The 25,507-nt window shown below is 74.8% G+C and carries 17 protein-coding genes; 8 read left to right on the forward strand and 9 right to left on the reverse strand.

The window, feature by feature from the left end; genetic code table 11:
• Nucleotides 1-134 precede the first annotated feature (134 nt).
• Together AC067A_RS35615 and AC067A_RS35620 are read left to right on the forward strand one after the other, a co-directional pair.
• Nucleotides 135-1,832: a PucR family transcriptional regulator gene (locus AC067A_RS35615; protein WP_479247495.1), complete on the forward strand. Its 1,698-nt coding sequence runs from the start codon at nt 135-137 to the stop codon at nt 1,830-1,832.
• Nucleotides 1,833-2,121: 289 nt separating this feature from the next.
• Nucleotides 2,122-2,910 (forward strand): hypothetical protein, encoded by a 789-nt coding sequence (locus AC067A_RS35620; protein ID WP_479247497.1) that lies wholly within the window; start codon nt 2,122-2,124, stop codon nt 2,908-2,910.
• 59 nt (nt 2,911-2,969) lie between these two features.
• Here the strand turns inward: AC067A_RS35620 and AC067A_RS35625 are convergent, their stop codons facing one another.
• On the reverse strand, nt 2,970-4,664 hold the full coding sequence (locus tag AC067A_RS35625) for a WD40 repeat domain-containing protein (protein WP_479247498.1): 1,695 nt from the start codon (nt 4,662-4,664) through the stop codon (nt 2,970-2,972).
• A 120-nt stretch (nt 4,665-4,784) separates the two neighbouring features.
• Nucleotides 4,785-5,615, reverse strand: coding sequence for a GntR family transcriptional regulator (locus tag AC067A_RS35630; protein WP_479247522.1), 831 nt, complete (start codon nt 5,613-5,615; stop codon nt 4,785-4,787).
• A gap of 443 nt (nt 5,616-6,058) precedes the next feature.
• Between AC067A_RS35630 and AC067A_RS35635 the strand changes: the two genes are divergently transcribed.
• Together AC067A_RS35635 and AC067A_RS35640 are read left to right on the forward strand one after the other, a co-directional pair.
• Nucleotides 6,059-6,925, forward strand: a complete 867-nt coding sequence (locus AC067A_RS35635; protein ID WP_479247500.1) for a (2Fe-2S)-binding protein — start codon at nt 6,059-6,061, stop codon at nt 6,923-6,925.
• A 204-nt stretch (nt 6,926-7,129) separates the two neighbouring features.
• Nucleotides 7,130-8,236, forward strand: a complete 1,107-nt coding sequence (locus AC067A_RS35640) for a DUF2637 domain-containing protein (protein WP_479247502.1) — start codon at nt 7,130-7,132, stop codon at nt 8,234-8,236.
• Between the two features lie 42 nt (nt 8,237-8,278).
• Here AC067A_RS35640 and AC067A_RS35645 read toward each other — a convergent pair whose 3' ends face one another.
• The 4 genes from AC067A_RS35645 to AC067A_RS35660 all read right to left on the reverse strand — a co-directional run bounded on the left by AC067A_RS35645 (nt 8,279) and on the right by AC067A_RS35660 (nt 15,975).
• The gene (locus AC067A_RS35645) at nt 8,279-8,683 is read right to left on the reverse strand and encodes an ATP-binding protein (protein WP_026058037.1); all 405 of its coding nucleotides are present in this window, start codon (nt 8,681-8,683) and stop codon (nt 8,279-8,281) included.
• Nucleotides 8,684-8,751: 68 nt separating this feature from the next.
• Nucleotides 8,752-10,494, reverse strand: coding sequence for a pyruvate dehydrogenase (locus tag AC067A_RS35650; protein ID WP_479247504.1), 1,743 nt, complete (start codon nt 10,492-10,494; stop codon nt 8,752-8,754).
• Between the two features lie 27 nt (nt 10,495-10,521).
• Nucleotides 10,522-12,063, reverse strand: a complete 1,542-nt coding sequence (locus tag AC067A_RS35655) for a protein phosphatase 2C domain-containing protein (protein ID WP_479247505.1) — start codon at nt 12,061-12,063, stop codon at nt 10,522-10,524.
• Between the two features lie 138 nt (nt 12,064-12,201).
• On the reverse strand, nt 12,202-15,975 hold the full coding sequence (locus AC067A_RS35660) for a S8 family peptidase (RefSeq protein ID WP_479247507.1): 3,774 nt from the start codon (nt 15,973-15,975) through the stop codon (nt 12,202-12,204).
• Between the two features lie 232 nt (nt 15,976-16,207).
• Here AC067A_RS35660 and AC067A_RS35665 point away from each other — a divergent pair, with 232 nt between their 5' ends.
• Nucleotides 16,208-17,191: a helix-turn-helix domain-containing protein gene (locus AC067A_RS35665; RefSeq protein ID WP_479247509.1), complete on the forward strand. Its 984-nt coding sequence runs from the start codon at nt 16,208-16,210 to the stop codon at nt 17,189-17,191.
• 290 nt (nt 17,192-17,481) lie between these two features.
• Nucleotides 17,482-17,964 (forward strand): DUF456 domain-containing protein, encoded by a 483-nt coding sequence (locus AC067A_RS35670; RefSeq protein WP_479247511.1) that lies wholly within the window; start codon nt 17,482-17,484, stop codon nt 17,962-17,964.
• 92 nt (nt 17,965-18,056) lie between these two features.
• Here AC067A_RS35670 and AC067A_RS35675 read toward each other — a convergent pair whose 3' ends face one another.
• From AC067A_RS35675 to AC067A_RS35685, 3 genes are all read right to left on the reverse strand, one after another.
• Nucleotides 18,057-19,409, reverse strand: coding sequence for an AlkA N-terminal domain-containing protein (locus AC067A_RS35675; RefSeq protein WP_479247513.1), 1,353 nt, complete (start codon nt 19,407-19,409; stop codon nt 18,057-18,059).
• 208 nt (nt 19,410-19,617) lie between these two features.
• On the reverse strand, nt 19,618-20,733 hold the full coding sequence (gene rsgA, locus AC067A_RS35680; protein WP_479247515.1) for a ribosome small subunit-dependent GTPase A: 1,116 nt from the start codon (nt 20,731-20,733) through the stop codon (nt 19,618-19,620).
• A gap of 276 nt (nt 20,734-21,009) precedes the next feature.
• Nucleotides 21,010-22,134: a YihY/virulence factor BrkB family protein gene (locus AC067A_RS35685; protein WP_479247517.1), complete on the reverse strand. Its 1,125-nt coding sequence runs from the start codon at nt 22,132-22,134 to the stop codon at nt 21,010-21,012.
• Nucleotides 22,135-22,151: 17 nt separating this feature from the next.
• On the opposite strand from AC067A_RS35685, the gene AC067A_RS35690 reads away from it, so the two are divergent.
• Together AC067A_RS35690 and AC067A_RS35695 are read left to right on the forward strand one after the other, a co-directional pair.
• Complete coding sequence (locus tag AC067A_RS35690) at nt 22,152-23,825, forward strand: acyl-CoA dehydrogenase family protein (RefSeq protein WP_479247518.1); 1,674 nt, start codon at nt 22,152-22,154, stop codon at nt 23,823-23,825.
• A 299-nt stretch (nt 23,826-24,124) separates the two neighbouring features.
• Nucleotides 24,125-25,417 carry a helix-turn-helix domain-containing protein gene (locus AC067A_RS35695; protein WP_479247520.1) on the forward strand — a complete coding sequence of 431 codons (1,293 nt, stop codon included), beginning with the start codon at nt 24,125-24,127 and terminating at the stop codon, nt 25,415-25,417.
• The last annotated feature ends 90 nt before the right edge of the window (nt 25,418-25,507 follow it).

The raw sequence follows: 25,507 nt of genomic DNA on the forward strand, positions 1-25,507 counted from the left end.
CTTGGTCGTCTTGTAGATTCGAACGAAAGGCGAGGAACAGGAACCTCGCTGTTTTCCCCTGGAAACGGTGGCACCACGCCACCGTCGACAACGCGACACCCACCCTCACCCAACGAAGGAACGGCGGCGACACGATGCGGCTGCGCGCACTGCTGGAGAACGACGCGCTGGGGCTGCGCCTGCTCGGCGGCGAGGACGAGCTGGACCGGACCGTCCGCGGCGTGATGACGACGGACCTCAAGGACCCCAGCCGGTACCTCTCGGGCGGCGAGCTGGTCCTCACCGGCCTCGCCTGGCGGGCCGACCCGTCCGACGCCGAGCCCTTCGTCCGGATCCTGGCCTCCGCGGGGGTCGCCGCCCTGGCGGCCGGCGAGGCCGAGCTGGGCGACATCCCGGACGATCTCGTGGAGGCGTGTTCACGCCACCGGCTGCCGCTCTTCGCGGTCAACGAGTCCGTTGCGTTCGCGACGATCACCGAGCACGTTGTTCGACAGGTCTCCGGCGAGCGGGCCGGTGACCTGGCGGCCGTCGTGGACCGGCACCGGCGGCTGATGACCTCGGGGCCGGCGGGCGGCGGCCCCGAGGTGGTCCTGGACCTCCTCGGCTCCGACCTGGATCTGCGGGCCTGGGTCCTGTCCCCCACCGGCCGCCAGATCGCGGGGGCCGGCGAGCCCCTGGAGCCCGGTCTCGCGGCGACCCTGGCCGGGGAGCACCTGGCCGCCACCCGCACGGGCCGGCGCGGCCCGCACCGGCTGAGCACCGCCGGGGCGACGTACTCGCTCTTCCCGATCCGCAACACCGGCCGCGGCGCCGCCCCGGCCTCCCGGGACGTGCGCGAGACGGTCCTGTCGGACTGGCTGCTCGCCGTCGAGGCGGACGCCGGGGACTGGCCGGCCGCCCGGCTGGACCTGCTCCAGGGCGTCACCCAGCTGATCGCGGTCGAGCGGGACCGGCGCGACGCGGCCCGCACGGTGCGGCGCAGGCTGGCCCAGGAGGTCCTGGAACTGGTCCAGACGGGCGCCGCGCCCGCCGAGATCGCGGCCCGCCTCAGGGTCGCCGCGCCGGTGCTGCTGCCCGGCCTCGGCACGGCGCCGCACTGGCAGGTCGTCGTCGCCCGCGTGAAGTGGGACCAGGACGCCGGACAGGGCCCCGCCGTGGACGGCGGGCCGGTCGCCCAGGCGCTCCTGGAGGAGATCCTCGTCGACCCGGCGACCGTCGGCGCCGAGTCCGCCGACCGGATCGCCGTCGCGCACAGCGGCGACGAGGCCATCGCCCTGGTCCCGCTGGCCGCGGGCCCGTTCCCGGACAGCGAGGACGAGGGCCCGGCGACCGCCCTCGGCCTGCACGCGGACGCGCTGCTGGCGGCCGTACGGGCCCCGCTCTCGGCCGGTCTCTCGGACGACGGGCGGCTCACGCTCGGCGTCAGCGCGGCCGTGCACTCGGCGGAGGGCCTCCGCGGGGCCCTGGAGGAGGCCCGGCACGCCCGCCGGGTCGCCGCGGCCCGCCCGGGCCGGGTCTGCGCCGCGGGCCACCACGAGCTGGCCTCGCACGTGCTGCTGCTGCCGTTCGTCCCAGACGACGTCCGCCGCGCCTTCACGGCCCGGCTGCTCGACCCGCTGCGCGACTACGACCGGCGCCACCGCGCGGAGCTGATCCCGACCCTGGAGGCCTTCCTGGACTGCGACGGCTCCTGGACGCGCTGTGCGACGCGGCTGCACCTGCACGTGAACACGCTGCGCTACCGGGTGGGCCGCATCGAGCAGCTCACCGGCCGCGACCTCTCCCGTCTGGAGGACAAGCTCGACTTCTTCCTGGCCCTGCGGATGAGCTGATCCACTCCGCACGGATTCACCCTTTCGATGGAGTCCGAAGGAGTGACGTCCGCGCTGGTGGGGGCCCGTCGGCCGCAGCCGCCGACGGGCCGTCGGGTGGCCTGGTCCCGGGCCCCGCGGCGATCTGACGGCCTGTCGGCCGTGGCCGGGACGGCGGTGAGCGCACTGCCGGGACTCTTGTGAATTCTTTCACCTGACCCCTTGGCCAGGTGCTGCCCATGTGCTGAGATGCGGGTCTACTCAACAGCTCGACGGCGCGCTCGGGGAGGGCAATGTGGCGGATACCGCCATGTCTGGTTCCGAATCAAGGGGTGGCGAAGATCCGTCCCTCGCCTACGGCAAGGAGACGCCCGTGGAGACCGCCATATGGCGGCTCCGCTCCCGCGGGTGCTGGACGGACGCGGCCGCGCTGCTCGCGCCGCACGCGACCGAACCGGCCGCCGCACTCCAACGGGCCGCGCTGCTCATCGAGCGCTGCCTCTACACCGAACAGGGCTGGGCCGACGCCGAGGAGGCGCTGCGGGCCGCCGAGGCCGTCGCCCGCACCGACGAGGAACGCGGCGCCGCGGCCTGCGAACGCGGCTATCTCGCCTACGCCTCCACGCTGTTGGGCGTACGCGACCGGGCCGACGAGGCACGGATGGCGCTGGGCCGGGCGGCGGCGCTGATCGCCCCCGACGCGGAGGGCCGGCCGTTGCTCGACTTCCGGCGCGGGCTCGTCGCGCAGAACCTCGGCGACTCCCCGGAGGCGGCCCGCGCCGCGTACCGCAGGGCGCACGCCGGGGCGGCGGCCCGGGGGGACGCGCTGCTGCTGTCGTCGACCTGGCGTCACCTCGCCGGACTCGCCTTACGTGACGGGGAGTTGGCGGAGGCGCGGCACGGTTTCGCCGAGTCGCTGCGGATCCGCGAGGAGCTCGGCTACCTGGTCGGCACCGCCCCCGCGCTCACCGCTCTCGCCGACACCGAGACGGAGCCGGAGGCCGGCCGGCTGCGGGCGGAGGCGCGCCGCCTCTTCCACCTGCTCGACGGGGTGCCCACCTGGCTGTCGGCCCAGCTGACACCCCGCACCGCCACCTGAGGTCCCGTACGGCACGGGGCCGCCGGCCACGGAGGAGGTCCCGCGCGCGGGACCTCCTCTCAACTTCCCACGATGCCGCGAGAGTCGGGGACGAGGCAGACGAGGCTCTCGTCGGTTCCGACGACGAGGGAGCCCGCCCCCGTGACGGCGACCGCGCGGACCGGGGGGCCCGGACGGAAGGAGAGCCGCGGGCCGCCCTCGGGGCGGTGGAGCTCGACGAGGCCGTCGGCCCAGGCCGCGGCGACCAGGGGTCCGTGCGGGGTCTGCGTCGCGTGCAGGGAGACGACCGGGGAGGGGCGCTCGGCGAGGGGTTCGGGACGCGGCTCGCGGCCCGGTGTCCAGAGCCTCACGGTGCCGTCCGCACCGCCGGAGCAGACGAACGGGGTCTCGGAGTCCACCGCGGACACCGCGGTGACCCGGCCGCTGTGCGAGGCCGCCTGGTGCAGGCCGGTCAGGCCGAAGGCGTGGACGGAACCGAGCCGGTCCCCCACCACCACCGAGCCCGCTATCGCAGCGAGGGCCGTTCCCGGGTGCCGGGCCAGGGTCGCCGAGACGGCCTCGGTGAGGCGCTCCAGATAGGGGGCCCGTGGCGCGGTGCCGCGCACGGTGTGCAGCCGGCCCCGGTCGTCGAGCAGCAGCACCGTGCCGTCGGGCGCGGGCGCGAGCGCGGTGACCCGGCCGGGGACGGTGTGCGCGAGGCGCCCGGCCGGGCTCGCGTCCGCCTCGTGGAGCAGCCGTACGGCCCCGGTGCGGTCGCCGACGAGCAGCGTCCCCTCCAGCGGGCCGCCGGCCGAGCCGAGGACGGTGACCGGACCCGGCCAGGGCGGGGTCAGATCGCCCTGGTGACGGGCCCACCGGAGCCGCCAGGGCGCGCCTTCCGCGAGCGCGGCGAGGGTGGGGCGCAGCCGGGGGTCCGCTCCGTCGCCGAGTGCGGCGAGCAGCACCAACGCCCTTTCCGCCGGGGCCTGTTCACGACAGAGGGACTGTCCGGCCCGCATCCATGCGGCGCGCAGCCCGCCGTGGTCGTCCGCCGCGCCCCCGCCGGGGCGGGCGGGGGCCTCGGGGCCGTCGAGGGTGTCGGCCAGACCGGCGGCCGCGGCGCCGGTGACGTACGCGGTGGTGACGAGCAGCGGGTCGGCGGCGCAGACCGCGACCGGGTCGGAGAGGTCCGGCAGCGGCCGTGCCGCGGGTGCCGCGGGGGCGGATCCGCCGGGTTCGGGGTCGCCCTCCAGGTCGACGAGGGTCACCCGGCGCTCGGCGCGGAGCGCCGCCGGGGCCGGGCTGCCGCTCCTGGCCTCGACCACCAGGCGGATCCGTCCCACGCCGGCGAGCTCTCCGATCAGCCGGGTGAGTTCGGCCGGCTCGGCCGCCTCGTGCAGGTCCGTCAGGAGCAGGACGGCCCGTCCCGCGGGCCGCGCCTCACTGGTGGCCAGCGCGTGCACGAGGTCGCCGGGCGACTTCGCCACCACGCCGAGCCGGTCGGCGATCGTCCACGCCGCGCCGAGCACGCTCTGCCCGGCCAGGGGCACCAGCACCCGGCCGGTTCTCCGGCGCGGTCGCCCGGCCCGCGGGCCGTAGGCGGCGAACCAGCCGAGCAGGGCCGTCTTCCCGCTGCCCGCCGCCCCGGTGACCACGCAGAGCCGCGGCGCCTCCGGGTCGGTCAGCCAGCCGAGCAGGGCCGCGGCCTCCGTTTCCGTGCCGGTGACGGGCCGGCGTCCGTCCCATGCCGAGGACGGGGTCACGGACGACGTCATGGGGCACCTCACGGGCACGACGGTGCGGGCGGCTGACGCCTCCGACTCTAGTCGCCCCGGGAGCCGGGGGTGCCTTGTCGATCGAGCCCGTCGGGCCGGTCGGTCCGACGGGGCCGGGCCTCAGGCCTCCGACCCGGCGAAGTGCTCCCGTACCAGGGACTGGACGACGGTCAGGTCCCGGGCGATCAGGGCGTCGAGGAGCGCGGTGTGCTCGGCGGCGTCGGCGACGAGGTCGCCGTGGCGGAGGGCGGGAGCGCTGATCAGGGGCCACTGGGAGCGACGGTGGAGGTCGTCGGCGACGGCGAGGAGCTGGGTGTTGCCGGCGAGGGAGAGGACGGCGCGGTGGAAGGCGCGGTCCGTCTCGGCGTAGTGGGCGCGGTCGCCCCGGGCGGCGGCGGCCGCGGTCGCCTCGGCGAGCGGCCGGAGCTCGGCCCAGCGGGCGGCCGGGACGGTGCGGGCGAGCCGCAGCATGACGGGGACCTCGATGAGGGCCCGCACCTCGGCGAGCTCGGCGAGCTCGCGCGGGGTCCGCTCGACGACGCGGAAGCCGCGGTTCGGCACGACCTCGACGGCGCCCTCGACGGCCAGCCGCTGCATGGCCTCGCGCACCGGCGTCGCGGAGACGCCGAAGCGCTCGCCGAGGGCGGGCGCGGAGTACACCTCGCCGGGCACGAGCTCGCCGCCGACGAGCGCGGTGCGGAGGGCGTCGAGGATCTGGCCGCGCACGGAGTGCCGCCGCACCTCCCGGGGCGCGCGGGGCGCCGGCTCGCCGTGGGTGTGCTCGCCCCGGACGACCGGCCCGTCACCCGCCCGGGCGGGACCGGGGACGTACGCGGGGCCACGAGCGCCGTACCCCTCGCGGGTGGCCTTCGCCACGGGACCACGAGCGCCGTGACCGTCGTCGGCGTCCTTGCCCGCGGGACCGCGAGCGCCCCCCGCACCGGCGTCCATCGCCGCGGGGGCGCCGCCGTAGCCCTGGCGGGTGCTTTCCGCGGGGCCGCCGTACCCCTCGCGGGTGCTTTCCGCGGTCGGGCCGCCCGCCGTGCCCGCGGGGTGCGCGGACCCTCCCGACCGGCCCTGTTCGGGTACCCGTGCGGCGTCGCCGAAGGGCGGGGACGGTCGGTCCGTCGCCCGCTCGCGCGCTGCGCTCTGCTCCACCCGGGTCCTCCTGGGGCCTCGTACCGGGCCCGGCTCGCGTGGCCCGGGTCCTCTGTGCACCATAGGCGAACGGACCGGCGCCACGGGGGCGAGGGCCTGCCCGGCGGCCTCGGCCGCGATCGGCCGGATCGGCCCCGGGGCCCGCATCGCGGGCCGGGGGGCGGCGGTGGTGAGAGGTGATCCCGAATCGGGTAAGGTAAGGCTAACCTGCTTACGATCGCGATTCGGTGGTCCGCATGACCGTCCCCGCCTTGTTGCCCGCTCCGCCCGCCTCGCCCGTCGCGGCCTCCTACGCGCGACTCGCCGAGGCCTTCTCCGGCCTGCGGATAGAGGAACCGGCCCGGGGCGAGCGGCTGCCGCGGGGCGCCGGCTGGGTGGGCGCGGACGAGCTCGCGGCCGGGGGCCCCGCCCTCGACGCCTTCCTCGCCTGGGACAACGCCCAGGTGCTGCGCGACTACGGCACCCAGGCCCGCCCCGACGTCGTCGCGAGCTTCGGGTTGCACCGCTACGCCTGGCCCGCCTGCCTCCTGGTCACCGTGCCGTGGTTCCTGCACCGGCGGGTGCCCCGGCTGCCCGTACGGAACGTCGCCTTCCAGCGGGCGCTCGGCCGGATGTCGGTCCGGGTGGACGAGTTCGCCTGCCTGCCCGGGGACCCCGCCGCCTCGCTCCCCGGCGCACGGGTCGTCGCCGACGAGGAGGCGTTGCGGGCCGAGGTCCGCGCCTCGCTCGCCGAGCACTTCGAGGAGGTGCTCGGCGGCTTCGGGCCCCGCATGAGGCGCGGCCGCCGGGCCCTGTGGGGCATGGCCACGGACGAGATCGTCGAGGGCCTCTGGTACGTCGGCGCCCTGCTCGGCGAGGAGCGGCGGGCGATGGCCGAGCTCGACCTCCTGATGCCGGGCACCGCCAAGCCGTACAAGCCGTACGCGGGCGCCGCGGGCTTCCGCGAGCTGGCCGGGGCCGAGGACGCCGACGGCACCCCGCGCGCCACCCGCGACCGGGCGACGTGCTGCTTCTTCTACACCCTGCGCCCCGAGGACACCTGCCTCACCTGCCCGCGCACCTGCGACGCCGAGCGGGTCCGCCGGCTGACCGCGACCGCCTGAGGCTCCCGGGTGATTACGCCACCCGCACGGGTGACGTAAATCGAACTCAGTTCCCCTTCCCTGCATGCGCGTTCGACCAGATCGCACCTATTCGTATGCCGTGGGCCCCCGATGGCGTGCTCTTGCCGCGAAACCCCTTGAGCGCCGCACGGGGTCGGCCAGTATGGGCCGCCAAACGCCCTACTGCGATGCAAGGGACACCGCATGAGACTGACCGACATATCGCTGGACTGGCTGCTTCCGGGTGGCGTGATGGTGGCCGGAGTCCTGACGGCGGTGGCGGTGCTCGCGCGCGGGAAGCGCGCCGGTGACCAGGCCGCGGCCGAGGACTCCTGGGAACGCAGCGAGGAACGCCGCAGACGCAAGGAGGCGGTCTACGGCACCGCGTCCTACGTCCTCCTCTTCTGCTGTGCCGCGGTCGCCGCGGCGCTCTCCTTCCACGGGCTCGTCGGCTTCGGCCGGCAGAACCTCAACCTCGCCGGCGGCTGGGAGTACCTCGTCCCGTTCGGCCTCGACGGCGCGGCCATGTTCTGTTCGGTGCTCGCGGTCCGCGAGGCCAGCCACGGTGACGCCGCCCTCGGCTCGCGCCTCCTCGTCTGGCTGTTCGCGGGCGCGGCGGCCTGGTTCAACTGGGTCCACGCGCCGCGCGGCCTGGGACACGACGGTGCGCCGCAGTTCTTCGCGGGCATGTCCCTCTCGGCGGCGGTCCTCTTCGACCGGGCCCTGAAGCAGACCCGCCGGGCGGCGCTGCGCGAGCAGGGCCTGGTGCCCCGCCCGCTGCCGCAGATCCGTATCGTCCGGTGGCTGCGGGCTCCCCGGGAGACCTTCGCCGCCTGGTCGCTGATGCTCCTGGAGGGCGTACGCACCCTCGACGAGGCGGTCGACGAGGTGCGGGAGGACCGGCGGGAGAAGGAGCAGAGCCGGATCCGGCGGCGCGACCAGGTCAAGCTCGACCGGGCGCGGCTCAAGGCGATCAACCGTCAGCACCGTGCCTTCGGGCTCGGCCGGGGCGGTGGCCGTCAGGTCGAGATGGCGGCCCTGAACGCCGCCGCCGGTTCGGGACCGGGCGCCGGTTCCGGCTCGGGCTCCGCGACGGCCGCCGTGCAGGCCGCCGTCGCGGAGCCCGCCATAGCGGATCCCGGACAGCTGCCGCTTCGACCCCGGCCCTCCCTGCAAGCCGTGCGGGGCGCTGAGTCCCGCTCGGCGGACTCCCGGACGGTGGATCTCACCGCAGAGGACGACACCCAGACGCTGCCCCGGCTCGACTCCCTGGAGCGCAAGCTCAAGGACCTGGAGCAGCAGTTCGGCTGAGCAAGGAATCGTGGAGATCCCGTAAACCGGTGGGGCCGCCTCTCAGGCGGCCCCACCGTTCAGTTCGAACCACACCACCTTGCCCACGCCGCTGTCCTCGACCCCCCAGGAGTCGGCCAGGGCCTGGACGAGGACGAGTCCCCTGCCGTGCGTACCGTCGTCGGCGGGCGGTGCGTGCGGCGTCTCCAGGCCGGGGACGAAGTCCCGGACCTCGACCCTGAGCTGCTCGGGAACGACCGTCGCCGTGACGACGGCCCCGTGGTCGGTGTGGACCAGGGCGTTGGTCACCAGCTCGCTGGTGAGCAGTTCGGCCACGTCGGAGGCGCCCGGCCCGCCCCACTTCCGCAGCAGTTCGCGCAAGGCATGCCGTACCTCCGGCACCGCGGTGAGATCGGCGCATCCCACCTTCCTGAGCAGTTGAGTCGGCTGTCGCGCCTCCCCGGCCATAACCCCCACCCACACGTCGTCGAACAGGCTCACGGGGATGCATGCCCCGCGGGGGCGCCCGCATTCCCTCAGGGGCGGGGCACGTTCCGCAGGTTGGAGCGGGCCATCTGGAGCATCCGGCCCACGCCGCCGTCGAGGACGATCTTGCCCGCCGAGAGGGCGAAACCGGCCACCATGTCCGCGCTGATCTTCGGCGGGATCGAGAGCGCGTTGGGGTCGGTGACGATGTCGACCAGGGCCGGGCCCTTGTGCTTGAAGGCGTCCCTGAGGGCTCCCGCCAGGTGCTTGGGCTTCTCGACCCGGACGCCGTACGCCCCGGCGGCGCGGGCGATGGCGGCGAAGTCGGGGTTCTTGTTCGTCGTCCCGTACGAGGGCAGCCCCGCGACGAGCATCTCCAGCTCGACCATGCCCAGCGAGGAGTTGTCGAAGACGATCACCTTCACCGGCAGGTCGTACTGGACGAGGGTGAGGAAGTCGCCCATGAGCATGGAGAACCCGCCGTCGCCGGAGAGCGAGACGACCTGCCGGTTCCGGTCGGTGAACTGGGCGCCGATGGCCTGCGGCAGGGCGTTCGCCATGGAGCCGTGGGTGAACGAGCCGATGATCCTGCGCCGCCCGTTGGGCGAGAGGTAGCGGGCCGCCCAGACGTTGCACATGCCGGTGTCGACGGTGAACACGGCGTCGTCGTCGGCGAGGTCGTCGATGACGGAGGCGGCGTACTCGGGGTGGATGGGGACGTGCTTCTCGACCTTGCGGGTGTAGGCCCTGACGACGCCCTCCAGGGCGTCGGCGTGCTTCTTGAGCATCTTGTCGAGGAAGCGGCGGTCGGTCTTGGCTCGGACCCGCGGGATCACGCAGCGCAGGGTCTCGCGGACGTCCCCCCAGACGGCGAGGTCGAGCCGGGAGCGGCGGCCGAGGCGTTCGGGCCGGACGTCCACCTGCACGATCTTGACGTCGTCGGGCAGGAAGGCGTTGTACGGGAAGTCGGTGCCGAGCAGGATCAGCAGGTCGCACTCGTGGGTGGCCTCGTAGGCGGCGCCGTACCCGAGCAGTCCGCTCATGCCGACGTCGTAGGGGTTGTCGTACTGGATCCACTCCTTGCCGCGCAGGGCGTGGCCGACGGGCGACTTGACGCGCTCGGCGAACTGCATCACCTCGGCGTGCGCCCCCGCGGTGCCGCTGCCGCAGAACAGCGTCACCCGGTCGGACGCGTCGATCAACCGGACCAGCGCCTCGATCTCGCCGTCGCCGGGGCGGACGGTGGGCCGGGTGGTGACGAGCGCGGTGCCCGACGTCTTCTCGGGGGCCGGCTGGGAGGCGATGTCACCGGGCAGCGAGACGACGCTGACGCCGCCGCGCCCGACGGCGTGCTGGATCGCCGTGTGGAGCAGCCGGGGCATCTGCTCGGGGTTGGAGATGAGTTCGCTGTAGTGGCTGCACTCGCGGAACAGCTGGTCGGGGTGGGTCTCCTGGAAGTAGCCGAGGCCGATCTCGCTCGACGGGATGTGCGAGGCGAGGGCGAGCACCGGTGCCATGGAGCGGTGGGCGTCGTACAGGCCGTTGATCAGATGGAGGTTGCCCGGCCCGCAGGAGCCCGCGCAGGCGGCGAGGCCCCCGGTGATCTGGGCCTCGGCGCCCGCGGCGAAGGCCGCCACCTCCTCGTGCCGCACCTGGACCCAGTCGAGCTCCGGGGTGCGGCGGATGGCGTCGACGACCGGGTTCAGGCTGTCGCCGACCACGCCGTACAGGCGCCGGACGCCCGCGCGCACGAGGATGTCGACGAACTGTTCCGCCACGTTCTGTTTGGCCATGGCTCCATCAACACACGGCCCGTCGCGTTACGCCTCCCAGACGGCGACCCCCGTGCGGTCGTCGGCGTAACCGGTCACCCTCAGCTGGGTGTCGGCGAGGAAGGCGGCGAGGCCGGGGGGCTCCCGGTCCGCCCAGCGGTCCGCCAGCGCGCGGGCGAGGGCGGGTTCGCCGCGCATCGGCTCGGCGAGGCCCGGCGAGGCGAGGAGCAGGGTGTCGCCGGGCCGGGCGACGGAGGCGCGGAACCGGAACGGCTCGGACGGCGGCGGCACGGGCTCCTCGACGAGCGGTCCGGGCGCGGTCGTGATGCCGAGGTCCATGGTGAGCCGGTCGCCCTCCTCTGTCGCCTCCGGGGCGGACGGCGGGGAGCCGAAGCCGAGGACGGGCGCGCCGACGACGGCCGGTTCGGGCAGCAGCGGCTCCAGGTCCTGCCAGGCCCCGTCGCGGAGCCTGAAGAGGCCTCCGCCGCCGATGCCGAAGAAGACCCGGGTGCGGCACTCGGGGTCGGCGGGCACGAGCAGGCAGCGCAGGGTCGCGGTGTACTCGTCGGGGGTGAGGCCGCGTTCGGCGGCGCGCGCCCTGAGCTTGCCGTACGTGCGGTCGGTGAGCCGGTGCAGACCGGACTTGAGGTCGCCGCGGCGGCCCGACCTGATGTCCTCGGAGAGCCGGGCGTGGCTGCGGCAGACGGCCTCGGCGATCCAGTGGCAGGCGTCGGCGGCGGCGAGGTGGGCGTCCTCGGCGGCGCGGGAGCCGGCGGCGACGGCGACGAGGACGAGCGCGGTCTCGTCGTGGCCGAAGCGGGCGGTGAGGAGGGCGTCGCGGCGGGGCTCGCCCCGGTAGCGGGCGGAGTCGCCGCGCACGGAGGCGGCGCGCAGGGTGCAGGTGCCGTAGCGGGCGCCGTCGAGGACGGTGTCGGAGACCAGGCCGGCGAGCTCGCCGGGGCGGGCGACGGGCAGGGCGGTGGGTTCCGCCTCGTAGGTGGGCGGTCTGCTGCCGACGAAGCCGGCGCGCGGCCGGGGCAGGTCGACGGGTACGGAGACCTCGACGGTGAGGTCGGGGTCGGCGCCGGGTGCGCCCGCGAGGTCGGTCCGCGGGGCGGATGCGGGGTCGGTCCGCGGGGTGGATGCCGGGCCGTCGGCCTCCGGCTCCTCGGGCTGCGGATGGCCGGTCGTCGGCCGCTCGGTCGTCGGCCGCTCGGTCGTCGGCTGCCCGGTCGTCGGCTCGTCGGTCGTCGGCTCAGGGAGCACGGGTACCCGGGCGGTGGGCGTCTCGACGGGCGGGGCTGCCGGGGGCGGCGGGGCCGGGAAGGTCCGGGGCCCCGCCTCGGGGACCTCCCAGGGTGCCCGGCCGGGCACGGGAGGCGGCAGGGAGGGGAGCACCCCCGCCGCCGGGAGCACCGCAGCCGGGGGCGGCGGGCTCGGCGGCGGGGGTGCCCCGCCCGGTGGGCCGGTCGTGGCGCGGGGCGCCGAATCGAAGTGGTCGTCGAGCGTGTCACCCGAGACCGGCGGGGCCGTGTCCGGCGCCGCGTCGTCGTAGAGCTTGTCCCACCAGTTGTCCCCCTGCTGAGTCATGCCCTTATTGTCCACCGCTCGCGGCGCACGAAAACGGGACATCAGGAAAACCGTTGCTGCAAACGGGTGGTCCGTTCATGGGTGGTCCGCCGGGCGGCCCCACCCCCCACGGGAAGGACGCCCGGCGGACCGGCGTGATCAGCGCACGTCGTAAGCGCGGACCACGGTCTGGGTGACGGAGTTGCCGTTGGCGTCCGTCAGTTCGGTCCTCAGTGTGACCTGCCGGCCGGTCGCGCCCGCGTGGTCCACGGTCGCGGTCCAGCCGCCGCCTTGCTGAGAGACCCGCGCTTCGGTCCAGGTCGTGCCCCCGTCGTAGGAGTACGACAGCCTGGCCGAGGTGAGCGCTGCGGGGGTGTAGCCCGCGTGACCCGTCGCGGTGAGGCCGATCTGCTGGCCGTCGGTCGCGGCGAGGGTCTTGAGTCCGTCCTCCGGAAGGTTGTACCGGGGGAAGAGAATCGGGATGCCCTGAGAATAGACGGTCTCGTCAAGCTTGGAGGTGAATTCCCACACCGAGTTGACGGAGGTGGAGCGGGCCCACACCCTGCTGCCGATCTTCATGGTGTTCTGTTCGAGCCTGTACGTCCCGGCTTCTGCCGGTACCTCGAAGACTCCGAACGGCCAGCTGCTCCGGCCGAGCTCCTCGCCGTCGCGGCTCAGCGCCACGTTGCCGATGTCGCCGAAGGAACCGGGCACGGCGTGGTGCGTGTTGTCGCCCCACATGGCGTTCGCGAAGCCGATCAGGTTGCCCTGGCGCTCGGCGACGAGGACCGGCTTCCCGGTGTCGTCCCGCGGTGCGGTGGGGGCGAGGACGCCGTCGTACCAGTTCTCGGTGCGGTGTTCGCCCGACGTGTACGCGTGCGGGGTGCCGACCATGATCTCGCCGAACGGGAAGCTGCTGCCGACCATCGGCTCCCAGGTGGTGTCGCCGGCCGAGTAGTACTCGGTGCGGGCGCCGGGGGCCGGGACCGACTCCAGCGAGCCGAAGCCGACGCGGACGCCGTCCGGGCGGCGTGCCGCCGGGAAGTCCACGAAGTCGGTGGCGAGGCCCGCCGAACCGTACGTGGAGTCCGTGCGGCCGAGCTCGCGGTCGCGGACCCGGTACGCGCGGTCGTCGCGGATCGCCCCGGCCTCGGGGAAGGCCAGGTTGTAGAGGTACGGGCTCTTCGCGGTGGCCTGCCAGGCGAGGATGACCTCGCCGGCCGCCAGCTTGCCGAGGAGCGCGGCGGCCTCGTCCGACGGGACGGACAGGACGGGGAGACCGAGGCCCGCGAAGCCACCGCCCGGGTACCAGCGACCGGGGGCCGAGTGGTACGCGACGACGGCGACGGCGCCTGCGGCCTTGGCGTTCCGGGCGAGGGTGCCCGCGGCGGTGGTGTCGTCCGGCAGCCGGACGAGGGCGATCCGTCCCTGGACCCCGGCGGCCTTCAGTTCGTCCGGCGTGCCCGTGCCGGCGTCGACGAGGCGGGCGGAGCCCGTGCCGTCGAGGTTGTCGGAGCCGACGGAGCCGGTGAGCGGGTGCAGGGTCAGGCCGTCGCCGGTGCGCAGCGCGGTGATCTGCGGGGCGGCGGCCCGCCAGTAGCTGCCGAACTCGAAGTCGCCCTCGTCGGCGCGGCCTTCGACCGAGGCGTAGTAGCCGCGGATGGTGCGCGGTCCCGCCGCGGTTCCGGCGTGCAGCCAGACGTCGTCCCAGGAGCGGGCGAACGCCAGTGTGGCGCCGCGGAGTTCGGAGGGCCGGTCGGTCTTCGCCGACAGCCGGTGGGCCTTGCGGGCGTCGAGGACGACGGTGGTGTCCTTCCTCAGCTCCAGCTGGGGGTGGCCGAGGTAGCTGAGGGAGTCGGTCAGCGTGGCGCCCTCGCCCGCGTCGGGGGTGGTGACGAAGGAGGAGAGGAAGTAGCTGCCGGGGCGCAGCCGGTAGACCTGGTCGGCGGCTCCGTCGTTGAAGCGCCGTTCGCCGCTCGCGTCGTCGGTGCCGATGACGTCGAGGGAGGAGGCGCCGGCGGCGGGCTTTCCCTGACGGTCGATCAGCTTGACGCGCAGAGTGACCGTTTCGGGCTCGACGTACAGCGAGAACGGGGTGGAGACGTGGATGCCGCCGGGGCCGGTGGCGAGGACGCGGCCGGTGACGTCGCCGTACTGGGCGGGCTCCAGGCGGGCGTCGGGGTCGAGAGCGAGCGGGACCCGAGCGGTGGCCCCGGCCGGGACGGTGACGGTGCGGGCGCCGAGGCGGGCGACGGGCGCGCGGACGGCGGATCCGTCGTTGCCGGTGACCTTCTCCACGGCCAGCGTCAGGGTGACGGGGGCGTCGGAGCCGTTGGTGTACGGGACCGTGACCGTGGTGCGGTCGCTCCTGTCCTGCGGCCAGGCGAACGTCCCTCCCTGGACGGCGGGGGCACCGAGGACGGTCTGGTCGACGGCCGCCTTGACGTCGAGGCGGCCGCCGCCGACCTCGCGGACGTCTCCGGGGAGGTCGCTGTCGGCGGAGGAGACGAGGGCCGCCTTGACCTGCTGGGCGGTCCAGTCGGGGTGGCGCTGCTTGACGATGGCGGCGGCGCCCGCGACGTGCGGGGTCGCCATCGACGTGCCGGACATGGACTGGTAGGCGGAGACGCCGCGGCCGCCGGCCGCGGCGGCGGAGATGCCGACGCCGGGCGCCGCGATCTCGGGCTTGAGGGTGTGGTTCACGATCGTCGGGCCGCGGCTGGAGAACCACGCGGTGGAGTCGTCGCGGTCGGTGGCGCCGACGGTGAGCACGCCGGGCGCGCAGCCGGGCGAGGAGACGGTGTTGAGCGCCGGTCCGGAGTTGCCCGCGGCGACGACGAACAACGTGCCCTCGTTCCGGGCGAGTTCCTCGGCCGCGACGCTCATCGGGTCGGTGCAGTCGGTGGGGACGGGGCTGCCGAGGCTCATGGAGACGACGTCGGCGCCCTGGGCTACGGCCCACTCCATGCCGGCGATGATCCAGGAGGCGGCGCCGGATCCGGAGTCGTTGAGGACCTTGCCGTTGAGGAGCTGCGCGCCGGGGGCGACGCCCTTCTTCCTGCCGTCACCGGCGGCGCCGGAGCCGCCGACGGTGGAGAGGGTGTGGGTGCCGTGGCCCTGGCGGTCGTCGGTGGTGTCGGAGTCGGTGAAGTTCTCCGAGGCGGCTATGCGGCCCTTGAGGTCGGGGTGTCCGGCGTCGGCGCCGGTGTCGAGGACGGCGACCTTGGTGCCGGTGCCGTCGTAGCCGGCGGCCCAGGCCTCGGGGGCGTGGACCTGCTTCGTCGACCGCTCCAGGGTGGCCTCGACCTTGCGGTCGAGCCAGAGCTTCTCCAGTCCGGCGGCGGAGCGGGCGCCGGGAGCCGTGACCTCCGCCCAGAAGGTGGCGGCCTGCTTCTTCTCCGCCGCGAGGGCGACGCCGTCGACGGCCTTCAGGACCTGGCCGCGCCGGGCGCCGCGCGGGGTGGCGGGGACGGAGCGGGCGAGGTCGGAGCCGTAGACCGCGATGAGGGGCAGGGTGGTGGTGGCCGCGTCGTCGTAGCCCTGGCGGACCAGTCCGGTGACGTTGAAGAGCTCCTCGTCGACGCGTCCGGCGGCGAGCGCCTCGGTGGCGTCCTCGGGGTAGACGTAGAGGTCCTGGCCGGAGCGTCGGGTCTGGACGAAGGGGACGGTGCCGTCCTCGCGGGGCAGCGCCGTGGCCGCCGGGTCGCCCGCGGCGTCGCGGGTGACCAGGACGCGGTCGCCGGTGACCAGGGTCACCGTGGCGGTCCGGCCGCCGGCCGCTCCTCCGGCGCGGGCCTGGGCCTCGCTGCCGACCAGCGGTGGTCTGCCGGCGGTGCCGTCCTGAGGCTCGTCGGCCATGGACGGCGAGACCGCGGTGACGGCCAGGACGGCGGCGGTCGCCGCCCCCAGGGCCGTACGCGAAATCGGGCGCATCGCTCTCCCCATCTGAATTCGGAAAAAGGGCGCAAAGGTCCCGTTTCCGAAGGTGGTTGGTGCTGCGGTGGCGCCACATTGGCAGAGGTGAGGGCGGTGCAGGGATGATGGGGGCGGCGGGAATGCGCCGTGGCCGTTTCCCGCCAGGTCACCAACGGAACGAATGCCTCCGGTGGATGTCCCGGAAAGATCGGGAACGCCCGCCGGAGGTAAGGCGAGGGGTGGGGCATCCATGCTGGGAGCGATAGGACTCGACGAGCGCCAGGAGTCCGCGTACCGGGCCCTGGTCGCGCTGGGCGCCGCCGAGGTCTCCGATCTCGCGCACCGGCTCGCCCTGCCCGAGCGGGACACCGAGCGGGCCCTGCGCCGGCTGGAGTCCCAGGGGCTCGCCGCCCAGTCCTCGGCCCGCACCGGCCGGTGGGTGGCCGCCCCGCCCGCGGTGGCGCTCGGCGCGCTGCTCACCCAGCAGCGCCACGAACTGGAGCAGGCCGAACTGGCGGCGGCGCTGCTCGCCGAGGAGTACCGCGCGGAGGCCGAGGCCGTCGCCGTGCACGACATGGTGGAGGTGGTGACCGGCGCGAGCGCCGTCACCCACCGCTTCCTCCAGCTCCAGCTGGGCGCCACGGAGGAGGTCTGCGCCCTCGTCACCGGCAAGCCGATCGCCGTCACCGGCCTCGAGAACGACGCCGAGGAGCAGGCGGCCGGGCGCGGGGTGCGCTACCGGGTGGTGATCGAGCGCGAGGTCCTCACCCTCCCGTCCGGGCTGCTCGAACTGTCCGCGGCGCTCGGTCGCGACGAGCTGATCCGGGTCGCGGACCGCGTCCCGACCAAGCTGGTGGTCGCCGACCGGTCCCTCGCCATGGTCCCGCTGACCGGCCGGGGCGCCGAGCCCGCTGCCCTCGTCGTGCACGCGAGCGGGCTCCTCGAATCGCTCACGGGCCTCTTCGAGTCCGTGTGGCGGGACGCTCTGCCGCTGCGGCTCGGCGCCGGCGCGCAGATCACCGAGGACGAGGCCCCGGGCCCGGACGGGCTGGACCTGGAGATCCTGTCCCTGCTGCTCGCCGGCATGACCGACGCGAGCGTGGCCAAGCAGCTCGACCTGGGCCTGCGGACCGTCCAGCGGCGCGTCAAGGGCCTCATGGAGCTGAGCGGCGTCACCACCCGCCTCCAGCTCGGCTGGCACGCGTACGAGAAGGGCTGGGTGGCCCGCGGCTGACCCGGCCGGCGACCCCGCGCACGACCCCGGCCCACGCGGCCGTCCGTCGCGGGTGCGGCCGACGCGGGTGGCCGACGCGGGTGCGGGCGACGCGGGTGCGGCCGACGCGGGTGGCCGACGCGGGTGCGGCCGACGTGGATGGCCGTCGCGGGTGGCCGAGGTGGATGGCCGACGCGGATGCGCCGTCCCACGCGGGTACGGCCGGCCCACGCGGGTGGCTGCGCCCCGCGCGTAGCCCGGACGCCCCTCGCGACCTGCGGGGAACGCCGTCGTCCGGCACGCTGGGCAGCGTGGGTGTGTGGCAGCTCCTGATGGTCGCGACGGTGATGCTGCTCGGTCTGTTCGGGGTCCTGGCCCCCGGCGTGCCGGGAACGTGGCTGGTGTGGGCGGCGATGCTCTGGTGGTCGCTCCACGAGCGGACCGGCCTCGCCTGGATCCTGCTCGTCTCCTCGACCGGTCTGCTGCTCCTCACCCAGGTGATCGTCTGGCAACTGCCACCCCGCCGCTTCCGGGGCGTCGGCATCACCCGCCGGATCGTGGCGTACGCGGGGGTGGGTGCGCTCCTGGGCTTCGTCCTGGTCCCCGTCATCGGGGCGATCCCCGGCTTCGTCGGCGGGATCTACCTCGCCGAACGGCTCCGCCTCGGCGGCCACGGCCAGGCCCGCGCGGCCACCCGGACGGTCATGCGCGCCGCCGGCACGAGCGTCCTCGTGGAACTCTTCGCCTGCCTGCTGATCGTGGGCGCCTGGGCGGGCGCGGTCATCTGGGCCTGAACTCCGTCACCCGTCCGGCCCAAGGCCTGTCCGGCCATTCGCGTCGGAACATGCCGGGCGGGCCGGACCCGGCGGGAATGGCCGGACGGGCCCTAGCGGGCCGGGCCTCCGGCGCGGGCGTACAGCCGGGCGTACGAGCGCCAGGGGCGCCACTCCTCCGCGTCCGGGCCGTTCGCCGGGGGCACGTCGGGGTCGCCGAGGGCGCGCATGCGGATGAGCGCGGCGGCCTCGGCCGTGACGCCGGGGACGGCGAGCAGGGCGCGGACGGCGTCGTCGCGGTCGGCCCCGGGGTCGAGGCGGACGGTTCCGTCGGCGAGGGCCCGGGCGAGCGGGCCGGCCACCGGGTGACCGGCCAGGGCGGCCGGCTCGGGGAAGACGTGGGTGAGGGCGCCGCAGGCCACGGCCAGCGGGACGCCGTGCGGCTCGACGACCCGGGCCGACTCCTCGGAGCCGAGGACCGTCCGCAGCGCGAACTCCTCGGGTTCGGCCGTGCCCGGGGAACGGACGCCGGGCCGTGCGGCCACCTCGGCCGCGAGCGCGGGGGCGGCCCCGAGGCGTTCGGCGACCGCGTACGGGTCGGCGTCGAGGTCGAAGAGGCGGCGCAGCCGGTGCACGGCGGTGGTGAGGTCGCGCAGCTCGGTGAGGTGGATCCGGGCGTCGAGCCACCGTCCGGCGGAGCGTTCGTCGACGGAGACGACGCCGGTGCCGTACGGGAGGCGGAGCGTGCGCCGGTACGTGCGGGCGCCCGGGACCCCGACGACCTCCTCGACGCGGGGCACGGCCTCGGCCGCGAGCAGGTCGAAGACCTCGCCGGCCGCGTACGGCCCCCGGTGGGCGAGCCGCAGCGGCACCCCGGCGGCGAGCGCGGTACGGCCGCCCGCGCCGCTGCCCGCCTCGGCCCGGAGGGCGGTGGGGGTGCGGGCGTAGACGGCGCGGATGGTGTCGTTGAACTGGCGGACGCTGGCGAAGCCGGCCGCGAAGGCGATCTCGGTGACGGGCAGTCCCGTGGTCTGGAGCAGCAGCCGCGCGGTGTGCGCCCGCTGGGCGCGGGCGAGGGCGACGGGTCCGGCGCCGAGCTCGGCGGTGAGCTGGCGCTGGACCTGCCGGGTGCTGTAGCCGAGGCGTCCGGCGAGCCCCGGCACGCCCTCGCGGTCGACGACGCCGTCGCCGATCATCCGCACGGCGCGCCCGACGACGTCGGCCCTGACGTTCCACTCGGCCGAGCCGGGGACGGCGTCCGGCCGGCAGCGGCGGCAGGCGCGGAAGCCGTGGCCCTGGGCGGCGGCGGCCGTCGGGAAGAACGCGACGTTCTGCCGTTTCGGCGTGACGGCGGGGCAGCTGGGACGGCAGTAGATCCCGGTGGTCCGGACGGCGAAGAAGAACTCTCCGTCGAACCGCGCGTCCCTGCTGCTGACCGCCTCGTAGCGGGTGTCGTCGTCCCTCACGCCTCCCAGTGTGCGGCGGCCGACCGACCGGGGCTCGCGGTTTTCGGACACCACGCTCCCCCGGCGGCCGGGCCTGCCCGCTCCCGCGGACGCCGGAGCCGTACGACCACGGCCCCCGGGCACACGCATCCCCGGAGCCGTACGACCACCGCTCCCCGGGCACACGCCATCCCCGGAGCCGTACGACCACGGCCCCGGGGTCCGTGCGCTACCGCAGACGCCCGCTGCGCTTGAACTCGCCGGCGGCGCGGCCCGCGTCTCCCTTGCGCTTCCAGTCCTTGCGGATCTCGTTGCGCAGGCGGGCGTCGGTCTTTGCCACGAGGCGCTGGTTCTCGCGCAGGAGCTTGCGGAAGCTCTCCAGCCGGCGCACGGGCAGGGTGCCGTCGTCGATCGCCGCGAGGACCGCGCAGCCCGGCTCCGCCTCGTGGGCGCAGTCGGGGAAGCGGCACGCGGCCGCGAGCTCCTCGATCTCCGAGAAGACCTGGCCGACGCCGGTCTCGGCGTCCCAGAGCCCGACGCCGCGCAGGCCGGGGGTGTCGATGAGGACGCCCCCGCCGGGCAGCACGAACAGGTTGCGGGTGGTGGTGGTGTGGCGGCCCTTGCCGTCCATGTCACGGGCGGCCTGGACGGCCATGACGTCCTCGCCGACCAGCACGTTGGCGAGGGTCGACTTCCCGGCGCCGGAGACGCCGAGGAGCACGGTCGTCCCGCCGGCGACGGTCGCGGCGAGCACGTCGAGGCCCTCCCCGGTGGTCGAGCTGACGGGCAGCACCTGGACGCCGGGGGCGACCGTCTCCACGTCCTCGACGAGGTAGGACAGCCCGACGGGGTCGGGCACGAGGTCCGCCTTGCTGAGCACGATGGTCGGCTGGGCGCCGGACTCCCACGCCAGGGCGAGGAAGCGCTCGATGCGGCCGAGGTCGAGCTCGACCGCGAGGGAGACGGTGATGACCGCGTGGTCGACGTTGGCGGCGAGGATCTGGCCCTCGGACCGCTTGGACGAGGTGGAGCGCGCGAAGGCCGTACGGCGCGGCAGGCACGCCCGTACGTAACGGGGGTCGCTGACCCCCTCGGGGTCGACGGCCGCCCAGTCGCCGGTGCAGACGACCCGCAGCGGGTCGTGCGGGGTCACGAACGCCGTGTCGGCGCGGACGACCCCGTCGGCGGTGGCGACGTCGCACTGGCCGCGGTCGACGCGGACGACGCGCCCGGGGATCAGCCCCTGGGCGGCGTAGGGCGCGAAGTCGGCGGCCCAGCCGGAGTCCCAGCCGTGGGCGTCGAGCAGAGAGGAGGTGGAGGAACCAAGGGAAAGCGAGAAAGACAAGGGGGACCCTTCAAGGGGCGGCCCCGGCGCCGGAAGTCGGCAGTGTGGAGATCAGCCGGTGGCCGCGGAGGTGGTGTGGAGGAACATCCGCGTGTGGGCAAGGCCCTTCGTGACGGCAACCATCGATCACACCTCCTGTGTCTTTCGCACGTGTCCTTTCGCGATCACGTGTCGCACGGATCGCGTCGCACGCGATCACGACCCGCGCGATCCCGTACGGCGTTCACCGTAGCCGGAGTGCTCCGGCACGCGCCACGGGTTTTACGCGGCGCGGGTTCAGTCCTTCTCCCAGCCGGAGTGGAGGCGGGACTTCACGTCGTCCGGGGGGAGGAACTTGGACCAGCGCTCGGGGAACTCGGACGGCATGTCCGGGTCGTCCTCGTCGACGTCCTCGGCCTCGGCGCGGACGCGGGCGACGAGTTCGGCGGCCTGGAGGGCGCGGGCCCGCTCGTTGGCCTCGCGGGCGGCGGCGGTGGCGACGGAGGGCCAGACGCGGTCGATGGCGGCGTTCACGGCGGCGCCGACGAGCACGGCGAAGGCGGAGATGCCGATCCAGAGGAGGACGGCGATGGGGGCGGCGAGCGAGCCGTAGATGGTGGGGCCCTCGACCTGGCTGGTGAGGTAGATCCGCAGCAGGAAGCTGCCCAGGGTCCACATGGCGAGCGCGACCAGGGCGCCGGGGATGTCCTCGATCCACGGCGACCTGACGGGCACGGACACGTGGTAGAGCGTGGTCAGGAAGGCGACCGAGAGCAGGGTGACGGCCGGCCAGTACAGGACGGCGACGACCTCCGTGCCCCAGGGGACGAGTTCGACGACGCGGTCGGGGCCGACGACGGCGAGGGGCAGCACGACCGCACCGATGAGGAGCGCCACGATGTACAGGAGGAAGGCGAGGAGCCGGGTCTTCACGATGCCGCGGTGGCCGTCGAGTCCGTACATGACGGTGATGGTGTCGATGAAGACGTTCACCGCGCGCGACCCGGACCAGAGGGCGATGGCGAAACCGAGGGAGATCAGGTCGGGCCGTTTGCCCTGGGTGACGTCGTCCAGGATCGGTTTGGCGATGTCGTCGACGCCCCGGTCGGAGAGGACCGTTCCGGCGGCGCGGAGGATGTTCTCCTGGATGCTCGCCACGGTGTCCGTGTTGGTCCAGTCGTCGGCGTACCCGAGGAGGGCGATGAGGCCGAGGAGCAGCGGCGGCAGGGACAGCAGGGTGAAGAACGCGGCCTCGGCGGCCAGACCCAGGATCCGGTACTCGATGCACGAGTTGACGGTGTCCTTGAGCAGCAGCCAGACCATCTTCCGCTTCGAGACGTTGCGGTAGAGGACGCGCGCGCGGTGGAGCCTGCTCCAGGGCCGCCGCTCCGGTCGTTCGGGTGTTTCGCTTGCTGCCTGCACCTGCTTACCGTATCGGCATGGCAGGGAGCACCCACACCGTGACCAACCAGGCTCCGCCCCTGGTGGGGTACGACGTCTTCTCGTGCGATCGGGCGCTGGCGGAGGCGGTCGAGCGACACCTCGCGCCGGAGCTCCTCGCGGAGGCGCGCCACGAGCTGGCCCTGCTGGGCCGGGCCTCCGGTTCGGAGCAGGCCCGGGAGTGGGGGGAGCTGGCGAACGCGTTCCCGCCGCGGCTGCGGACCCACGACCGGTACGGCGTCCGGATCGACGAGGTCGAGTTCCATCCGGCCTGGCACCGGCTCCTCGACAAGGCCGTGGGCGCCGGGCTCACGGACGCGTGGGGCCGTCCGGGTGGTCACGTGCGGCGGGCCGCCGGGTTCGTGGTGGCGTCGCAGCCGGAGGCGGGCCACGGCTGCCCGGTGTCGATGACGCACGCGGCGGTGCCCGCCCTGCGCGTCGAGCCGGAGCTCGCGGCGGTCTGGGAGCCGGCGGCCACCTCGCACGTGTACGAGAAGGGGCTCGGCACGGTCGCGGAGAAGCCGGGCGTGCTGCTCGGCATGGCGATGACGGAGAAGCAGGGCGGCAGCGACGTACGGACGAACAGGACGGAGGCCCGGCCGCTGGCGGCCGACGGCGAGTACGTCCTGACGGGGCACAAGTGGTTCTGCTCGGCCCCGATGTCGGACGCGTTCCTGGTCCTGGCGCGGGCTCCGGCGGGGCTCACCTGTTTCCTGGTGCCGCGGGTGCTCGCGGACGGCTCGCGCAACCCGTTCGCGCTCCAGCGTCTCAAGGACAAGCTGGGCAACCGGTCGAACGCCTCCGCCGAGGTGGAGTTCGACGGGACGACGTGGGCGCGCCGGGTGGGCGAGGAGGGGCACGGCATCCACACGATCATGGGCATGGTCGCGGCGACCCGGCTGGACTGCGCCCTCGGCTCGGCGGCGCTCATGCGGCAGGCGGTGGCGCAGGCCGTGCACCACTGCGCGTACCGCGAGGCCTTCGGCGGGCTGCTGATCGAGAAGCCGCTGATGCGCAACGTCCTGGCCGATCTCGCCCTGGAGTCGGAGGCGGCGACGGTCCTCGGCATGCGTCTCGCGGCGGCCTGCGACACCGTCGACGACGGCGGCGCCGGGGCCGGGGCCGGGGCCGGGGCCGGGCAGGAGCGTGCCCTGCTCCGCATCGCCGTGCCGGTGGCGAAGTACTGGGTGACGAAGCGGTGCACGCCGGTGGTGGCGGAGGCGCTGGAGTGCCTGGGCGGCAACGGGTACGTGGAGGAGTCCGGGATGCCCCGGCTGCTGCGCGAGTCGCCGCTCAACTCCGTCTGGGAGGGGTCGGGGAACGTCCAGGCGCTGGACGTCGTACGGGCGCTCCGGACCGGTCCGGAGGTGCTCGACGCCTTCCTGCGGGAGGTGGGCGCGGCGCGGGGCGCGGATCACCGGCTCGACCGGGCGATCCGGGGCCTGCTCGTCGAACTGGCGGACCTGGAGGGGATCGAGGCGCGGGCGCGGCGCCTCGTGGAGCGGATGGCGCTGGTGCTCCAGGGTTCGCTGCTCGTCCGGTGGGCGCCGCCCGAGGTCGCCGACGCGTTCTGCGCGGGGCGCCTCGGCGGGGACGGCGGGTCGGCGTTCGGGACCCTGCCGCACACCCTGGACCTGCGGGCCCTGGTGGAGCGGGCGCGGGTGGTGGTCTGAGGTCCGTGCGGCGTCCGGCCGCCGCGGGCCCACGTGGGGACCGCGCGCGCCAGGGGTGGACCCGCGAACGGGTCGGCACGCGCGGAAAAGCGGGGGTGGTGCTGCGCCGACACGGCACCACCCGCCGCTGGTCTCAGCCTCGCCGAGGGGGCCGGTCGATCGCCAGAGTTGCAAAGGGTTGCAGGATTGTGCGAACCGGGCCTCGCGAAGCGGTTCAGGACGGCACGATGGGCACCGACACTCCGGACGTCTGCCCACTGCAGAACCGATACAGCACCCCGGGTGGCTGGGAGAGACCGATGAAGAACACGCAGCTCGACATGAGGCGGCTGGCCTCCATGGACGCCGCCCAGGCCACCAGACTGCTGCACCGGGTGCGCGAGGAGACCCTGGCGGGCCGTACGCCCCCGATCGCGCCCCGTCCCGTGATCGACGCGTCCTGGCAGCGGATGGCCCGGCTCGGTCTCGACCCGGACCGGGGCACGAGCAGCGTGCTGCTCCAGCGGGAGGAGCTGGAGGAGCGGCGCAGGACGACGCTCCTCTCCGACGTCATGCAGACGCTGAGCGGCGGGCTCGCCGGCATCGCCGACGCCTCCCTCCAGATCATGGTGGTCACCGACGAGCACGGCCGGGTGCTCTGGCGGCAGGGGAACGCCGCCGTGCTGCGGCAGGCGAACGGCATCTGCCTGGAGGAGGGCGCGGCCTGGTCCGAGCACACCACCGGCACCAACGCGGTCGGCACCGCGCTCGCCATGGGCCGGGCGGTGCAGGTGCACTCCGCCGAGCACTACGTCCAGGCGCTGCACAACTGGACCTGCGCCGCCGCCCCCGTGCACGACCCGCGCGACCACCGCCTGCTCGGCATCCTCGACGTCAGCGGTCCGGCGTCCAGCTTCCATCCGGCGATGCTGGCGCTGGTCGGCTCCGTGGCGCAGCTCGCCGAGGCGGAGATGCGGGAGCGGCACCGCGGGGCGATCGAGCGGCTGCGGGCGGTGGCCGCGCCGATCCTGTGCCGGGTGGGCGGCCGGGCGGTCGCCGTGGACACCCACGGCTGGACGGCGGCGGTGACCGGGCTCGCGCCGGTGGACCGGCTCACGCTGCCCAAGTCCTTCCGGGCCGGTCGCGTCTGGCTGCCCTCGCTCGGGGTGTGCTCGGTGGAACCGCTGCCCGGCGGCTGGCTGCTGCGGGTCCAGGAGGAGGCCCGGGCCGCGGAACCCGGCGCGGAGGCGGCGAGCCGGGTGGTCCTGGACCTGAGCCGGCCGCGCCGCTGGACGGTGTCCGTCTCGGGGGCGGCCGGCAGCTGGCAGCAGGAGCTCAGCCCCCGGCACGCGGAGCTCCTCTACGTCCTGGCGCTCCACCGCGACGGGCGGACGGCCGCGGAACTGGCGGACGACGTCTTCGGCGACCGCACGCGGACGGTCACCGTGCGTGCGGAGATGTCCCGGGTGCGCCGGAACCTGGCCGGGGTGCTGGCGCACCGGCCGTACCGCTTCCGCGAGGAGGTGGCGGTGGAGATCCTGCGCCCCCGCCTCCCGGCCGACCTGCTCCCCCACTCGACGGCCCCGGCGGTCCGCGCCGCGGCGAGGACCTAGGTGTATTGATCACGAGCGTTGTTGACACTGGTCTGGTCTTGAACATGGCGAAGACCTCCGGTGTGGTGGGAGCTGTCTAGGAACTCACCA

Source organism: Streptomyces sp. NPDC043176, from assembly GCF_056436715.1.

Coding starts and splice junctions, on each gene's coding strand:
- AC067A_RS35695 (WP_479247520.1), top strand. CDS start 24,125: ATGAAGAACACGCAGCTCGACATGAGGCGGCTGGCCTCCATGGACGCC.
- AC067A_RS35625 (WP_479247498.1), bottom strand. CDS start 4,664: ATGACGTCGTCCGTGACCCCGTCCTCGGCATGGGACGGACGCCGGCCC.
- AC067A_RS35665 (WP_479247509.1), top strand. CDS start 16,208: ATGCTGGGAGCGATAGGACTCGACGAGCGCCAGGAGTCCGCGTACCGG.
- AC067A_RS35690 (WP_479247518.1), top strand. CDS start 22,152: ATGGCAGGGAGCACCCACACCGTGACCAACCAGGCTCCGCCCCTGGTG.
- AC067A_RS35615 (WP_479247495.1), top strand. CDS start 135: ATGCGGCTGCGCGCACTGCTGGAGAACGACGCGCTGGGGCTGCGCCTG.
- AC067A_RS35645 (WP_026058037.1), bottom strand. CDS start 8,683: ATGGCCGGGGAGGCGCGACAGCCGACTCAACTGCTCAGGAAGGTGGGA.
- AC067A_RS35660 (WP_479247507.1), bottom strand. CDS start 15,975: ATGCGCCCGATTTCGCGTACGGCCCTGGGGGCGGCGACCGCCGCCGTC.
- AC067A_RS35635 (WP_479247500.1), top strand. CDS start 6,059: ATGACCGTCCCCGCCTTGTTGCCCGCTCCGCCCGCCTCGCCCGTCGCG.
- AC067A_RS35620 (WP_479247497.1), top strand. CDS start 2,122: ATGTCTGGTTCCGAATCAAGGGGTGGCGAAGATCCGTCCCTCGCCTAC.
- AC067A_RS35630 (WP_479247522.1), bottom strand. CDS start 5,615: ATGGACGCCGGTGCGGGGGGCGCTCGCGGTCCCGCGGGCAAGGACGCC.
- AC067A_RS35655 (WP_479247505.1), bottom strand. CDS start 12,063: ATGACTCAGCAGGGGGACAACTGGTGGGACAAGCTCTACGACGACGCG.
- AC067A_RS35650 (WP_479247504.1), bottom strand. CDS start 10,494: ATGGCCAAACAGAACGTGGCGGAACAGTTCGTCGACATCCTCGTGCGC.
- AC067A_RS35640 (WP_479247502.1), top strand. CDS start 7,130: ATGAGACTGACCGACATATCGCTGGACTGGCTGCTTCCGGGTGGCGTG.